23 protein-coding genes are annotated in these 13,573 nt (G+C 67.1%); all 23 read right to left on the reverse strand.

The annotated features are described in order from the left end of the window. Positions 1 to 23: 23 nt before the first annotated feature. The gene (locus ACYVL2_RS00220) at positions 24 to 803 is read right to left on the reverse strand and encodes a lysozyme (protein ID WP_460538959.1); all 780 of its coding nucleotides are present in this window, start codon (positions 801 to 803) and stop codon (positions 24 to 26) included. Positions 804 to 962: 159 nt separating this feature from the next. Next, complete coding sequence (locus ACYVL2_RS00225; protein ID WP_460538962.1) at positions 963 to 2,771, reverse strand: glycoside hydrolase family 3 protein; 1,809 nt, start codon at positions 2,769 to 2,771, stop codon at positions 963 to 965. A gap of 138 nt (positions 2,772 to 2,909) precedes the next feature. Continuing rightward, positions 2,910 to 3,326 (reverse strand): type II toxin-antitoxin system VapC family toxin, encoded by a 417-nt coding sequence (locus ACYVL2_RS00230; protein WP_460538964.1) that lies wholly within the window; start codon positions 3,324 to 3,326, stop codon positions 2,910 to 2,912. Next, positions 3,319 to 3,567: an AbrB/MazE/SpoVT family DNA-binding domain-containing protein gene (locus ACYVL2_RS00235; protein ID WP_460538966.1), complete on the reverse strand. Its 249-nt coding sequence runs from the start codon at positions 3,565 to 3,567 to the stop codon at positions 3,319 to 3,321. Before ACYVL2_RS00235 ends, ACYVL2_RS00230 begins: the two co-directional genes overlap by 8 nt. 151 nt (positions 3,568 to 3,718) lie before the next feature. Then, positions 3,719 to 4,114: a 50S ribosomal protein L18 gene (gene rplR, locus ACYVL2_RS00240; RefSeq protein ID WP_460538968.1), complete on the reverse strand. Its 396-nt coding sequence runs from the start codon at positions 4,112 to 4,114 to the stop codon at positions 3,719 to 3,721. Continuing rightward, a complete protein-coding gene (gene rplF / locus ACYVL2_RS00245) occupies positions 4,114 to 4,653 on the reverse strand; it encodes a 50S ribosomal protein L6 (RefSeq protein ID WP_460538970.1) in 540 nt (179 codons plus the stop codon). Before rplF ends, rplR begins: the two co-directional genes overlap by 1 nt. A gap of 18 nt (positions 4,654 to 4,671) precedes the next feature. Beyond that, entirely contained in the window at positions 4,672 to 5,079 is a 408-nt protein-coding gene (gene rpsH, locus ACYVL2_RS00250) for a 30S ribosomal protein S8 (RefSeq protein ID WP_460538973.1), read from the reverse strand. Positions 5,080 to 5,152: 73 nt separating this feature from the next. Beyond that, positions 5,153 to 5,338 carry a 30S ribosomal protein S14 gene (locus ACYVL2_RS00255; RefSeq protein WP_460538975.1) on the reverse strand — a complete coding sequence of 62 codons (186 nt, stop codon included), beginning with the start codon at positions 5,336 to 5,338 and terminating at the stop codon, positions 5,153 to 5,155. Further along, positions 5,338 to 5,907: a large ribosomal subunit protein uL5 gene (rplE, locus tag ACYVL2_RS00260; protein ID WP_460538977.1), complete on the reverse strand. Its 570-nt coding sequence runs from the start codon at positions 5,905 to 5,907 to the stop codon at positions 5,338 to 5,340. The genes ACYVL2_RS00255 and rplE overlap by 1 nt, the downstream gene beginning before the upstream one ends. Further along, complete coding sequence (gene rplX / locus ACYVL2_RS00265; protein ID WP_460538978.1) at positions 5,907 to 6,221, reverse strand: 50S ribosomal protein L24; 315 nt, start codon at positions 6,219 to 6,221, stop codon at positions 5,907 to 5,909. Before rplX ends, rplE begins: the two co-directional genes overlap by 1 nt. A gap of 3 nt (positions 6,222 to 6,224) precedes the next feature. Beyond that, a complete protein-coding gene (gene rplN / locus ACYVL2_RS00270) occupies positions 6,225 to 6,590 on the reverse strand; it encodes a 50S ribosomal protein L14 (protein ID WP_026929006.1) in 366 nt (121 codons plus the stop codon). Between the two features lie 12 nt (positions 6,591 to 6,602). Continuing rightward, positions 6,603 to 6,872 (reverse strand): small ribosomal subunit protein uS17, encoded by a 270-nt coding sequence (gene rpsQ / locus ACYVL2_RS00275; protein WP_460538980.1) that lies wholly within the window; start codon positions 6,870 to 6,872, stop codon positions 6,603 to 6,605. Then, on the reverse strand, positions 6,869 to 7,102 hold the full coding sequence (gene rpmC / locus ACYVL2_RS00280) for a large ribosomal subunit protein uL29 (protein ID WP_460538982.1): 234 nt from the start codon (positions 7,100 to 7,102) through the stop codon (positions 6,869 to 6,871). Before rpmC ends, rpsQ begins: the two co-directional genes overlap by 4 nt. After that, positions 7,102 to 7,530: a large ribosomal subunit protein uL16 gene (gene rplP, locus ACYVL2_RS00285; protein ID WP_460538984.1), complete on the reverse strand. Its 429-nt coding sequence runs from the start codon at positions 7,528 to 7,530 to the stop codon at positions 7,102 to 7,104. The genes rpmC and rplP overlap by 1 nt, the downstream gene beginning before the upstream one ends. A 5-nt stretch (positions 7,531 to 7,535) precedes the next feature. Continuing rightward, complete coding sequence (rpsC, locus tag ACYVL2_RS00290; protein WP_460538986.1) at positions 7,536 to 8,372, reverse strand: small ribosomal subunit protein uS3; 837 nt, start codon at positions 8,370 to 8,372, stop codon at positions 7,536 to 7,538. After that, on the reverse strand, positions 8,372 to 8,857 hold the full coding sequence (rplV, locus tag ACYVL2_RS00295; protein WP_460538989.1) for a large ribosomal subunit protein uL22: 486 nt from the start codon (positions 8,855 to 8,857) through the stop codon (positions 8,372 to 8,374). The genes rpsC and rplV overlap by 1 nt, the downstream gene beginning before the upstream one ends. Before the next feature lie 37 nt (positions 8,858 to 8,894). Next, on the reverse strand, positions 8,895 to 9,176 hold the full coding sequence (rpsS, locus tag ACYVL2_RS00300; protein ID WP_026929000.1) for a 30S ribosomal protein S19: 282 nt from the start codon (positions 9,174 to 9,176) through the stop codon (positions 8,895 to 8,897). Positions 9,177 to 9,179: 3 nt separating this feature from the next. Continuing rightward, positions 9,180 to 10,022 (reverse strand): large ribosomal subunit protein uL2, encoded by an 843-nt coding sequence (rplB, locus tag ACYVL2_RS00305; RefSeq protein WP_460538991.1) that lies wholly within the window; start codon positions 10,020 to 10,022, stop codon positions 9,180 to 9,182. Positions 10,023 to 10,039: 17 nt separating this feature from the next. Continuing rightward, a complete protein-coding gene (gene rplW / locus ACYVL2_RS00310; RefSeq protein WP_460538993.1) occupies positions 10,040 to 10,354 on the reverse strand; it encodes an uL23 family ribosomal protein in 315 nt (104 codons plus the stop codon). Further along, on the reverse strand, positions 10,351 to 11,001 hold the full coding sequence (rplD, locus tag ACYVL2_RS00315) for a 50S ribosomal protein L4 (protein WP_460538995.1): 651 nt from the start codon (positions 10,999 to 11,001) through the stop codon (positions 10,351 to 10,353). Before rplD ends, rplW begins: the two co-directional genes overlap by 4 nt. Further along, complete coding sequence (gene rplC, locus ACYVL2_RS00320) at positions 10,998 to 11,651, reverse strand: large ribosomal subunit protein uL3 (protein WP_460538996.1); 654 nt, start codon at positions 11,649 to 11,651, stop codon at positions 10,998 to 11,000. The genes rplD and rplC overlap by 4 nt, the downstream gene beginning before the upstream one ends. Positions 11,652 to 11,659: 8 nt before the next feature. Next, on the reverse strand, positions 11,660 to 11,968 hold the full coding sequence (gene rpsJ, locus ACYVL2_RS00325) for a small ribosomal subunit protein uS10 (RefSeq protein WP_460538997.1): 309 nt from the start codon (positions 11,966 to 11,968) through the stop codon (positions 11,660 to 11,662). Positions 11,969 to 12,324: 356 nt separating this feature from the next. Then, positions 12,325 to 13,518 carry an elongation factor Tu gene (gene tuf / locus ACYVL2_RS00330; protein WP_460538999.1) on the reverse strand — a complete coding sequence of 398 codons (1,194 nt, stop codon included), beginning with the start codon at positions 13,516 to 13,518 and terminating at the stop codon, positions 12,325 to 12,327. Positions 13,519 to 13,573: the final 55 nt, after the last annotated feature.

Genomic DNA, 13,573 nt, shown 5'->3' on the forward strand with positions numbered 1-13,573 from the left:
CGGGGCCGCCCTCCTCAAGGGGGTTACGGAGTGTTGTTCGCCAGCGCGATCAGGCGCGTGCGCGAACCGTTGAAGTAGTTCCGGTCGACGTTGCCGGAGATCCCCGAGACTCGCCCGGTGGAGGTGTACTGCCAGAACGTCCACGTCGTGGAGCTCCAGCCGGCCGGCAGGCGCGGACTCGAGACGCCCCAGTGGGCGACCCACAGCGGGCTGCGGAGCCGCATGCCGGTCCAGTTGCCGGTGCAGGAGTTCCACCACGAGGCCGTGGTGTAGATGACCACGTCGCGGCCCGTGCGGCTCTTGTAGGTGTTGTAGAAACTGAGGATCCAGTTCCGCATCTGGGTGGTGGAGAGTCCGTAGCAGGACGAGCCGGACGGGTTGTGCTCGATGTCGAGCACGCCCGGCAGGGTGCGGTTGTCCGCCGACCAGGCTCCGCCGTTGGAGGCGAAGTAGTTGGCCTGGGCCGAACCGCTGGAGTAGTTCGGGCGGGCGAAGTGGTAGGCGCCGCGGATGACGCCGGCGTGGTAGGCGTTCGGGTAGTTGGCGTTGAACCGGGGGTCCTTGTAGGAGGTGCCCTCGGTGGCCTTGATGTAGGCCCACTGGATGCCGGAGCTGCGCACCGAGTTCCAGTTGATCGAGCCCTGGTAGTGCGAGACGTCGATGCCTGGCACTCGGGTCTGGGCTTGGGCCGGGCTGGCGACCGCCACGGCGGCCGCGGTGAGGACGATCGAGGCGAACAGGACGATGGCGCCCCGCAGTCCGCGTCGTCTTGGGGTGGTTTCGTCGCTTGCGAAGTTCTTCACACGAGACTCCCTGCTTGTCAGGAGATCTGCCTATTGGGGGAGAGTGCGTGGTATCACACTCGAGCCCAGTATGGTGAAAAGCTTCATGGCAAGTCAAGCGTCTGAAAAAAACTTTCTAAGACTTCTCGGTAAAAATTGGACCACCCGGGCCATCGGGGGCTAGTAGCCCTCGCCGTCGCCGAACTCGTACAGCACCGCATCCGGGTCCTCAGCTGCGGGAACGTCGACCGGGAGCCGCCCTTGCGGCTCGATCTCGCCGACGATCGCCTTCGCCAGTGACGCGAGTGAACCGACGGTGTAGGAGTAGCTGGCCAGATACGCGTTGACGTTCGGGACATGCGCGATGTCGTAGGGAGTGCCGACCGCCGCGGCGACCACCGGGACACCGGTGGCCTGGAGGGACTCGACCAGGTCGATCTGCGGCGAGCCGGAACCGACGCCGAAGGTCGACACGACCACCAGGTCCTTGCCGTCGGCCTCGGCCGTGGCCGCGGCGACCGCGGCGCCGTCGGGTTCCTCGCCGGTGACCAGAACGGACACTTCGGCCCCGTAGGCGCCCAGCTCGTCGGCCAGGACCGCGGTGGTGTTCTCGCCCCAGCCGGTCACGAGCACTCGCGCGCCCGAGGCGCTGAGCGGTAGGGCCCCGTCGTTGCGCAGCAGCGTGATCGCCCGGTCCGACACGCCGGCGGCGGCCTCGCGGTGCTCGTCGGTGCCGACCACGTCGAACACCGCGCCGACGTCGGTGCCGGGGTCCTCGACGATGCCCCGCCGGTACTTCAGGTCCAGCAGCCGCGCGACCGACCGGTCGATGCGCTCCTCGGTCAACTCCCCAGCCGTGACCGCCGCCAGCACTGCGTCGCGAGCCAGTCGGAAGTCCGGCGGCATGAGCAGCAGGTCGACTCCGGCCTGGAGGGCCAGGACCGGCACTCGCTCGTCGCCGAACTCGGTGCGGACCCCCTCCATCTCGAGCGAGTCGGTCACGACCACGCCCTCGAAGCCGAGCCGGTCGCGCAGCAGCCCGGTGAGGATCGGCTCGGACAGCGTCGCGGGCCGCAGCGAGTCGTCAAGGGCCGGGAACTGCAGGTGCGCGGTCATGATCATGTCGGCGCCGGCCGCGATCGCCGCCTCGAACGGCGGCGCGTCGAGCTCGGCCCACTCCTGTTCGGAGTGGGTGATGACCGGCAGGCCGATGTGGCTGTCCACGTCGGTGTCGCCGTGGCCCGGGAAGTGCTTGGCGCAGGCGGCGACGCCGCCGGTCTGGTAGCCGGACACCTGAGCGGAGGTCATCTCCGCGGCCAGGCCCGGATCCGACGAGAACGAGCGGACGCCGATGACCGGATTGGCCGGGTTGACGTTGACGTCGGCGTCGGGAGCGAAGTTCTGGTTCAGGCCCATCGCGCGCAGTTCCGCTCCGGCGATCTCGGCGGCACGGCGCGCCGCCTCGGTGTCGCGGCCGGCGCCCAGCGGCATCGCGCCGGGGAACTGCGTGGCGGGCTCGCCGATCCGGTTGACGACGCCGTGCTCCTGGTCGGCGGCGATGAGCAGCGGGACGCCGCCGTCGGCGGTGGCGGCCTCCTGGAGGCCGCTGGAGAGCGCGGCGGTCTGCTCGGGGTCCTGCACGTTGCCGGCCCAGGTGAAGTAGACGATGCCGCCGGGTCGGTAGGTTTCGATGAGCTGCGCGGCGTTGTCGACGCCGAGGTGGTCCTGGTTGGCGGCCACCTCGTCGGGGTCGTCGGTGTCGGCGGTCGCGCCGTGGGCGTACACCATGAACAGCTGACCGACCTTGTCCTCCAGCGACATGGAGGCGAGCTGCTCTTCGATGTACGCGCCGCGCCCGTCGATGGCCTTCTCCTGTCCGTCGTCCGTCTCGCCCGAGTCGTCGGACCGGGAGCACCCGGCCGCAGCGGCGGTGATTCCGGCCAGGCCGGAGGCGAGAAAGGTCTTGCGACTCAGCTTCGGGGAACGCACCCGCCAAGTCTTACCGTACGATCCGCGCACAAGCGACACCGGGGAGACCGACACCGCATGTTTCACCGGAAGACCACCGACCGGCCACGCACCGGACACGAAAAAGCCGGGGAGGAGCCGACGCCTCCCCGAGGTGCGTCACTCAGGACCTACAACGTCGAGTTTCGGGAAATAAGTCCGGTACCTCGCGGTCTCGCGGGTGAGAAGGCGATATCCGCGCACTGCCGCGTGGGCGCCGATGTAGAAATCCGGGAGCGGTGCACGTTTGGTGCCGCCGCGCCTCCTATACACGCCGAAGGCTTTGCCCGCCAAGAAGGCGGCCTCATACGGAAGTGCTTCCCGTTCGAACGTCTCTATGGGGAGGAACGCGTCGAGCCGCTCCACCGATTCGAACCGCACCGACACCTCCGCATAGATCAGGGGATTGAGCAGCACTATGCCTTCGATCAGTGCCTGGGTGAGAGCCGACCGCGACCATGCCCTCCACTCCGAATCCTGACCGGCGAGATCGAGAAGGACATTGGAGTCGACGAGCGTCTGCACCGTGTCAGTCATCGCGGAGCATGGCCATGAGCTCGTCGGTCGTCTTGTCCATATTCGCTGTCCCCGCTCCCAACATCCGTTCCACCACCTTTTGAGCTCGCCGACGGGAGTCGGTCACTGGGCGAACCACGATACGGCCGTCTTCCACGAAGACTTCCACCTCGTCGCCCGGGCGCAGACCCTGCTGAGCGCGGATGTCGGCGGGGATGGTGACCTGGCCTTTGCTGTTGATGAGCATTCCGATCGTTTCCACCTTCTCATGATACGTGTCGGACGTATCTCGTATCGGAATTGTAGCCGCGCGGGCGTGTCGTGTCATCCGCTCGAGAAACAGCGAGGCCGGGGAGGAGCTTCGTTCCTCCCCGGCCTCGCCGGGCGTTTCCTGAGTCTTCGAACTCAGCGCTTTAGAACTTCAGGCCGACCTCGCGGGCGGCGTCGGCCAGGGCCGCGACGCGGCCGTGGTACTTCAGGCCACCGCGGTCGAAGACGACCGATTCGATGCCGGCGTCCTTGGCGCGCTCGGCCACCAGCTTGCCGACCTCTTTGGCCTTGTCGGTCTTGGTGCCGTCCGCGGACCGCAGCGTGGTCTCGACGGTCGAAGCGGCCGCGATGGTGTGGCCCTTCGTGTCGTCGATGATCTGCGCGACGATGTGCTTCGAAGAGCGGAACACCGCCAGACGCGGCCGCTCGGCCGTGCCGGTGATCTTCTTGCGTCCACGGAAGTGGCGCCGGTTCTTCGCGATCCGACGTTGCTGGGAGACCGACCCGGACGGGCGGCGGCGCTCGAGTTTGCTCGCCATTACTTACCTGCCTTCCCGGCCTTGCGGCGGATGCGCTCGTCGACGTACTTCACGCCCTTGCCCTTGTAGGGTTCCGGCGGACGCAGTCGGCGGATGTTCGACGCGACCTGCCCGACCAGCTGCTTGTCGATGCCTTCGATGTGCAGCAGGGTCGGCTTCTCGACCTTGAACGAGATGCCCTCCGGAGCGTCGACCTGGATGGTGTGGGAGAAGCCGAGGCTCATCTCCACGCCGTTGCCCTTGGCCTGCGCCCGGTAGCCGGTCCCGTTGATCTCCAGGGACTTGCGGTAGCCGTCGGAGACACCGACGACCATGTTGTTGACGAGGCTGCGCGCCAGGCCGTGGAGGGCCCGGGACTTGCGAGCGTCGTCCGGACGGGTCATCCGCAGCGAACCGTCCTCGTTCTTCTCGATGCCGATCGGCTCGGGCAGCTCACGCTGGAGCTGGCCCTTGGGGCCCTTCACGGTGACCTTCGCGCCGTCGATCGTGACCTCGACGCCGGAGGGCACCGGAATCGGATTCATCCCAATTCGGGACATGCTTCATACCCTCCTTGACTACCAGATGTAGGCGACGACTTCGCCGCCGACGCCACGCTTGCGGGCTTCGCGGTCGGTCAGCAGGCCCTGGGAGGTGGACACGATGGCCACACCCAGGCCGCCGAGCACCCGCGGCAGCTCAGTGGACTTGGCGTAGACCCGCAGGCCCGGCTTGGACACGCGGCGCAGCCCCGCCAGGGACCGCTCGCGGTGCTCGCCGAACTTCAGGTCGACGACCAGCGTCTTGCCGACTTTGCCTTCCTCGGGCTCCTCGACGCGCCAGTCGGCGATGTAGCCCTCCCGCTTGAGGACCTCCGCGATGGAGGCCTTCATCTTGGAGTGCGGCATCACCGTGGACTCGTGGAAAGCCTGGTTGGCGTTGCGCAGACGGGTCAGCATGTCTGCGATCGGGTCGGTCATTGTCATGCTCGTGTTTTACCTTTCTCACCCCGGTTCCCGGCCGCGGAGCGGCCGGGCCTGTGGCGATCGCTGTTGTGGCCTACCAGGAAGCCTTGTGGACGCCGGGGAGCTCCCCTTTGTGGGCCATCTCGCGCACGCACACGCGGCACAGACCGAACTTGCGGTACACGGCCTTGGGCCGGCCGCACCTCTGGCAGCGGGAGTAGGCGCGGACGGCGAACTTCGGCTTCCTCTTGGCCTTCGCGATGAGGGCTTTCTTCGCCATTAGTCGTTCTCCTTGAACGGGAAGCCCAGGTGCCGCAGAAGCGCCCGGCCTTCGTCGTCGGTCTTCGCGGTCGTCACCAGCGTGATGTCCATACCGCGAACCCGGTCGATCTTGTCCTGGTCGATCTCGGGGAACACCGCCTGCTCGGTCAGACCGAAGGTGTAGTTCCCGTTGCCGTCGAACTGCTGGTCCGACAGGCCGCGGAAGTCGCGGATGCGGGGCAGCGCGATCGACAGCAGCCGGTCGAGGAACTCCCACATGCGGTCGCCGCGAAGCGTGACCTTCGCGCCGATCGCCTGGCCCTCGCGCAGCTTGAACTGCGCGATCGACTTCTTGGCGCGGCGGACGATCGGCTTCTGCCCGGTGATCGTCGCCAGGTCCTCCAGCGCCCCGTTGATGAGCTTGGAGTCGCGAGCGGCCTCGCCCACGCCCATGTTCACCACGATCTTGGTGACCCCGGGGATCTGGTGGAGGTTCTTGTACTCGAACTGCTCGGTCAGCTTCTGCCTGATCTCGGACCGGTAGGTCTCCTTCAGGCGCGGCGTGATCTTCTCTGCAACGTCAGTCATCACAGGTCCTTACCCGTACGCTTCGAGACCCGGACCTTGCGGCCGTCGTCGCCGGTCCGGTAGCCCACGCGAGTGGGCTGGTTGTCGGCGTCGAGCACCATCACGTTGGACACGTGGATCGATGCCTCCTGGGTCACGATCCCGCCGGTGCGCGAACCGCGCGCCGTCTGCCCGGCCTTGGTGTGCTTGGTGATGCGGTTGACACCCTCGACCAGCACGCGATCGCGCTGCGGGTACGCCTCCAGCACCAGGCCCTCGGCGCCCTTGTCCTTGCCCGCGATGACGCGGACACGGTCGCCCTTCTTCACCTTCATCTCTTACAACACCTCCGGCGCGAGCGAGATGATCTTCATGTACTGCTTGTCGCGCAGTTCCCGGGCTACCGGGCCGAAGATGCGCGTCCCGCGCGGTTCGCCGTCCTTGACGAGAACGGCGGCGTTCTCGTCGAACTTGATGTACGACCCGTCCGGGCGGCGCCGCTCCTTGACAGTCCGCACGATGACGGCCTGCACGACGTCGCCCTTCTTCACCCCGGCTCCGGGGATGGCGTCCTTGACAGAGGCCACGATCGTGTCGCCGATACCGGCATAGCGTCGGCCAGAGCCGCCCAGCACCCGGATGCACAGGATCTCCCGCGCACCGGTGTTGTCGGCGACCTTCAGCCGCGACTCTTGCTGAATCACGTCCCGATCTCCCTACTTGGCCTTCTCAAGGATCTCGACGACCCTCCAGCGCTTGGTCTTCGACAGCGGCCGGGTCTCCATGATGGAGACGCGGTCGCCGACACCGCACTGGTTGTCCTCGTCGTGGGCCTTGTACTTCTTGGTGGTCCGGATGACCTTGCCGTACAACGGGTGCTTCTTGCGGTCCTCGACCTCGACGACGGCGGTCTTGTCCATCTTGTCGCCGACGATCAGGCCTTCCAGCACCTTGCGCCGGCCGCGAGTGATCTGCTCCTCGCTCATTCTTCAACCTCCTCCGGCGTGGCACTGAGGCCGAGCCGGCGCTCGTTCATGACGGTGTAGATCCGCGCGATCTCCTTGCGGACCAGGCCGAGCATGTGGTTGTTCTCCAGCTGGCCGGTGGCGTGCCGGACCCGCATGTTGAACAGCTCTTCCTTTTTGTCCAGGAGTTTCGCCTGAAGCTCCTTGTCGCTGAGCTCGCGGAGCTCACCGGCGTCGATACCAGTCGCCATTACGACTCACCTGCACCTTCACGCGTCACGATGCGGCACTTCATCGGCAGCTTGTGGATGGCGCGCTGCAGTGCCTCGTGGGCGGTGTTCTGATTCGGGAACGAGATCTCGAACATCACCCGGCCCGGCTTGACGTTCGCCACCCAGTACTCCGGGGAGCCCTTGCCCGAACCCTGGCGGGTCTCGGCGGGCTTCTTGGTGATGGCGCGGTCCGGGAAGATGTTGATCCAGACCTTGCCGCCACGCTTGATGTGACGGGTCATCGCGATACGGGCCGCCTCGATCTGGCGGTTGGTCACGTAGCCGTGCTCAAGGGCCTGGATGCCCCACTCGCCGAACGTCACCCTGGTGCCGCGGGTGGCCTTGCCCTTGCGCTTGGGCGCGTGGGGCTTGCGGTAACCGCGCGGCGGTTTCCGTGGCATGAGCATGTCGCTTAGCCCTCCTGCTTCTTCGTCTCGGCGGGCCCGGCGGGGCCGGCCTCGGTGGCCGGAGCCGCCGAAGCGCCCTCGTTCACGGAGCCCTGGGAGGTGCCCGTGCCGGCGGTGCGTCCGCGACCACCGCGGCCGCCCCGGCCGCGGCCCGGGCGTCCGCCGCGCTCTCCGCCGCTGTCGCGACGGCGCTGCACCTGCTCGGCCTGCTCCTTGAGCGTGGCCTCGCCCTTGTAGATCCACACCTTCACACCGATGCGGCCGAACGTCGTGTGGGCCTCGAACAGGCCGTAGTCGATGTTCGCGCGCAGCGTGTGCAGCGGGACCTGGCCCTCGCGGTACTGCTCCGAGCGGCTCATCTCCGCGCCGCCGAGGCGGCCGGAGCACATGACCTTGATGCCCTTGACCGTCGGGTTGCGCATGGCCGACTGAATGGCCTTGCGCATGGCGCGACGGAAGTTGACACGGCTGGCCAGCTGCTCGGCGACGCCCTGGGCGACCAGCTGAGCGTCGACGTCGGGGTTCTTGACCTCGATGATGTTCAGCTGCACCTGCTTGCCGGTGAGCTTCTCGAGGCGACCGCGCAGGCGGTCGGCCTCGGCGCCCTTGCGGCCGATGACGATGCCCGGGCGGGCGGTGTGGATGTCGACGCGGACCCGCTCGCGGGTGCGCTCGATGTCGACCTTGCTGATCCCGGCGCGCTCAAGGCCTTCGGTCATGAGCTTGCGGATCTTGACGTCCTCGCCGATGTAGTCGGCGTATTCCTTGTCGGCGTACCAACGCGACGTCCAGTCGGAGCTGATGCCGAGGCGGTACCCGTGCGGGTGAACCTTCTGACCCATTACTCGGTCTCCTCCTTCTCAGCTGACTCGGTGTTCTCGTCGTTGGACTCGGCCGGCTTCTCGGCCTTCGGCTCCGTCTTGGCGGCGGCCTTCGGGCGGCGGATCGAGCCGGTGTCGGCCGGCGCGGCCTGCACCGACTCCACCACTACCGTGATGTGGCTCGTGCGCTTGTTGATCCGGTAGGCGCGGCCGTGGGCCCGCGGGCGGTACCGACGCATGGTCGGGCCCTCGTCGACGTAGATCTCCGAGACCAGCAGCGACTCGGGGTCCAGGCCCAGGTTGTTCTCCGCGTTGGCCGAAGCCGACGCGATCACCTTGTAGACCGTCTCGGCCGCGCTGTAGGGCGCGAACTCGAGAGTCGTCAGAGCCTCGTCCACGGGCAGGCCACGCACGAGGTCGACGACGCGGCGCGCCTTGCGCGGAGCGACGCGGACATACCGCGCCACCGCGCGCGCCTTCGGAGCCTCCTGCTCCAGTGTTGCCATCGTTCTTGTCCTTCGTTCGTTACTTCAAGCCCGTGGCCTAGCGGCGACGGCTCTTGCGGTCGTCCTTCTCGTGGCCGCGGAAGGTGCGGGTGGGAGCGAACTCCCCGAGCTTGTGCCCGACCATGTTCTCGGTGACGTACACCGGAACGTGCTTCCGCCCGTCGTGGACCCCGAAGGTCAGCCCGATGAAGTCGGGCGTGATCGTGGAGCGACGCGACCAGGTCTTGATGACGTTCTTGCTCTTGGACTCGATCGCCGCGTCCACCTTCTTCTGCAGGTGGTCGTCGACGAAGGGCCCCTTCTTGAGGCTGCGACCCATGGTTTACTTCCCCCGCTTCCGGTTGGCGTGGCGACGACGGACGATGAGCCGGTCGTTCGGGTGGTTCTTCTTCCGGGTGCGACCCTCGGGCTTGCCCTTCGGGTTCACCGGGTGGCGTCCACCGGAGGTCCGGCCCTCGCCACCGCCGTGCGGGTGGTCGACCGGGTTCATGACCACGCCGCGGACGGTCGGGCGCCAGCCCTTCCACCGCATGCGGCCGGCCTTGCCCCAGTTGATGTTGGCCTGCTCGGCGTTGCCGACCTCGCCGACCGTGGCGCGGCAGGTGACCTGGACCAGGCGGATCTCGCCGGAGGGCATGCGCAGGTGCGCGTACTTGCCTTCACGGGCGAGCAGCTGGATCGAGGCGCCGGCGCTGCGGCCGAGGGCCGCTCCGCCGCCGGGCTTGAGCTCCACCGCGTGCACCGTCGTACCGACCGGGATGTTGCGCAGCTCGAGCGAGTTGCCCGGCTTGATGTCGGCCTCGGGGCCGTTCTCGATCCGGTCGCCCTTCTTGACGCCCTTGGGCGCCAGGATGTAGCGCTTCTCGCCGTCGGCGTAGTGCAGCAGCGCGATGTTGGCGGTGCGGTTGGGGTCGTACTCGATCTCCGCGACCTTCGCCGGCACGCCGTCCTTGTCGTGGCGGCGGAAGTCGATCACCCGGTAGCGGCGCTTGTGGCCGCCGCCGCGGTGGCGGGTCGAGATCTTGCCCGAGTTGTTGCGGCCGCCGGTCTTGGTCAGCGGGCGCACCAGCGACTTCTCCGGCGTCGCCCTGGTGATCTCGGCGAAGTCGGAGACGCTGGAGCCGCGACGACCGGGCGTCGTCGGCTTGTACTTGCGAATAGCCATGTCTACTCCCTGCGTCCCTACGAGATCTGTCCGCCGAAGATCTCACCGAGACGACCGGGGTCGCCCTCGACGGTGACGATCGCGTGCTTGACGCTCTTGCGCTGGCCCCAGCCGTCGCGGGTGCGCTTGCGCTTGCCCGAGCGGTTGAGGGTGTTGACGCTCTTGACGTCCACACCGAAGATCTGCTTGATCGCGATCTTGATGTGGCTCTTGTTGGCGCGCGGGTCGACCTCGAAGGTGTACTTGCCCTCGCCGAGGAGGGTGTAGGTCTTCTCCGAGATGACCGGCTTGATGATGATGTCGCGCGGGTCGGCGACGGTCACTTCGCTCATGCCGCGACCTCCTGCCTGGTCCGGTCAGCGATGAACGCCTCGATGGCGGCCTCGCTGAAGACGATGTCCTCGTTGTTGAGCACGTCGTAGGTGTTGAGCTGGCCCCAGTCGAGGAGGTGGACCTCGGGGAGGTTCCGCAGGCTCAGGCGAGCGGTCTCCTCGTCGCGGGTGAGCACCACCAGGACCTTGCCGGACTCGCAGAGCGCGTTCAGCGCGGACTTGGCGGCCTTCGTCTTCGGCTTCTCGCCGTCGATGAAGGTGCTGATGACGTGCAGCTGCTCCGAGCGCACCCGGTCGGTGAGGGCGCCGGCGAGAGCCGCGGCCTTCATCTTCTTGGGGGTGCGCTCGGCGTACGACCGCGGCTTGGGGCCGTGGACGACGCCGCCGCCGGCGAACTGCGGAGCGCGGATCGAGCCCTGACGGGCGCGACCGGTGCCCTTCTGGCGGTACGGCTTCTTGCCGCCGCCGCGCACTTCGCCGCGCGTCTTGGTGTTCGCCGATCCGGAGCGGGCCGCCGCGAGCTGGGCCGTGACGACCTGGTGCATCAGCGGGATGTTCGGCTCGACGTCGAAGAGCGACGCGGGGAGCTCGACGGTCTTCCCGGTCTCCTTGCCGGAGGCGTCTTTGACTTTGATCTCAAGGCTCATTTGGTAGCCACCTGCTTCACTGCGCTGCGGACGAGCACCAAGCCGTTCTTCGGGCCGGGGACGGCGCCGACGATGAGCAGCAGCCCGCGCTCGGCGTCGACCGCCTGGATGCGCAGGTTCTGCGTCGTGTGACGCGTTCCGCCCATGCGACCGGCCATGCGCATGCCCTTGAAGACGCGGCCCGGCGTGGCGCAACCGCCGATGGAACCGGGCGCGCGGTGGACCTTGTGCGTACCGTGGCTCGCGCCGAGGCCGCCGAAGCCGTGGCGCTTCATGACGCCGGCGAAGCCCTTGCCCTTGGTGGTGCCGGTGACGTCGACCAGTTCGCCGGCCTCGAAGGCGGTGGCGTCGATGGTCTGGCCGAGGTCGTAGTCGGCGGCGTCGGAGGTGCGCAGTTCGACCAGGTGGCGACGCGGAGCGACGCCGGCCTTCTCGAAGTGGCCCTTGAGCGGCTTGGTGACGTTCTTGAGTTTGGCGTCGCCGAAGCCCAGCTGCACGGCCGAGTATCCGTCGACGTCCGGTTTACGAATCTGGGTGACGACGTTCGGGCCGGCCTGCACCACGGTGACGGGCACGGCGCGACCGTTCTCGTCCCACACCTGGGTCATGCCGAGCTTGGTGCCCAGGATTCCCTTGATCTGCCTGTCCATTGGTGCCCCTACAGCTTGATCTCGATGTCGACGCCGGCCGGCAGGTCCAGGCGCATCAGCGAGTCGACCGTCTTCGGCGTCGGGTCGAGGATGTCGATGAGACGCTTGTGGGTTCGCATCTCGAAATGCTCGCGCGAGTCCTTGTACTTGTGCGGCGACCGGATAACGCAGAAGCGGTTGATCTCGGTCGGCAGCGGCACCGGTCCGGCGATGGCGGCCCCCGTACGGGTGACCGTCTCCACGATCTTGCGGGCCGAGGAGTCCACGACCTCGTGGTCGTAGGCTTTCAGCCTGATGCGGATCTTCTGTCCCGCCATGGTTCCTTACCTTACGTAAATTGGCTGTTCAGACCGCTCCACGCGGTCGGGCGTGTCGCGAGCTCGGGCATATTCCGGACACAGCTGATCCGTGTCTCGATGTCTTGGCTCGCCCGCCTGCCCGCCGTGAACGGTCCCTCTCGGCGCTGGTCAGTGCCTACTTGGGCCCGCGGGCCGGGCGTGAGCATCAGCGAAACCGTTCGAAAGGTCGACTGATGCGAACGCAACCTCCCTATTATGCCGGTCCCGTCATTTACCCAGCAAGCGGGGGCGGGACGACAGTGGGGCAGGTTACGCGTTCAGAGCTCAAGAGAGAACCGGGGCGACCCTGAAGTGGGTCGCCCCGGTACTCGGTGTTACTTGATGACCTTGGTGACTCGGCCGGAGCCGACGGTGCGGCCACCCTCGCGGATCGCGAAGAGGAGACCCTCGTCCATCGCGACCGGCTGGATGAGCTCGACCTTCATCGAGGTGTTGTCACCGGGCATGACCATCTCGGTGCCCTCGGGGAGGGTCACCACGCCGGTCACGTCGGTGGTCCGGAAGTAGAACTGCGGACGGTAGTTGTTGAAGAACGGCGTGTGGCGGCCACCCTCGTCCTTGCTGAGGATGTAGACCTCGCCCTCGAACTCGGTGTGCGGGGTGGTCGTGTTCGGCTTGGTGACGACCATGCCGCGCTCGACCTCCTCGCGCTTGGTGCCGCGGAGCAGCAGACCGACGTTCTCACCGGCGCGCGCGTCGTCCAGGGTCTTGCGGAACATCTCGATCGCGGTGACCTTGGTGTTGATCGAGGTCTCCTTGATGCCGACGATCTCGACGTCCTCGTTCGGGAGCAGGACGCCGCGCTCGACACGACCGGTCACGACGGTGCCGCGGCCGGTGATGGTGAAGACGTCCTCGACCGGCATCAGGAACGGCTTGTCGATGTCGCGCTCCGGCTCCGGGATGGAGTCGTCGACGGCCTGCATGAGCTCGGCCACGGCGTCCATCCACTTCTGCTCGCCCTCGAGGGCGCCCAGGGCGGAGACCTTCACGACCGGGGCGTCGTCGCCCGGGAAGTTCTGGTCGGACAGCAGCTCGCGGACCTCCATCTCGACGAGCTCGAGGATCTCCTCGTCGTCGACCATGTCGGCCTTGTTCAGGGCCACCACGATGTACGGCACGCCGACCTGGCGGGCCAGCAGCACGTGCTCGCGGGTCTGCGGCATCGGGCCGTCGGCGGCCGACACGACCAGGATCGCGCCGTCCATCTGGGCCGCGCCGGTGATCATGTTCTTGATGTAGTCGGCGTGGCCCGGGCAGTCGACGTGGGCGTAGTGCCGGCTCTCGGTCTGGTACTCGACGTGGGAGATCGAGATGGTGATACCGCGCTGCTTCTCTTCGGGCGCGTTGTCGATCTCGTCGAACGGCGTGTACGGGTTGAGGTCCGGGTGCTTCTCGTGCAGGACCTTGGTGATGGCGGCCGTGAGCGTGGTCTTGCCGTGGTCGACGTGACCGAGCGTGCCGATGTTGACGTGAGGCTTAGTCCGCTCGAACTTTTCCTTAGCCACTTCGTCCTCCTGTGGACTGAATAAATCTGGATTGACTTAACTGACCCATCGCGTC

This window comes from Glycomyces halotolerans (assembly GCF_054779575.1).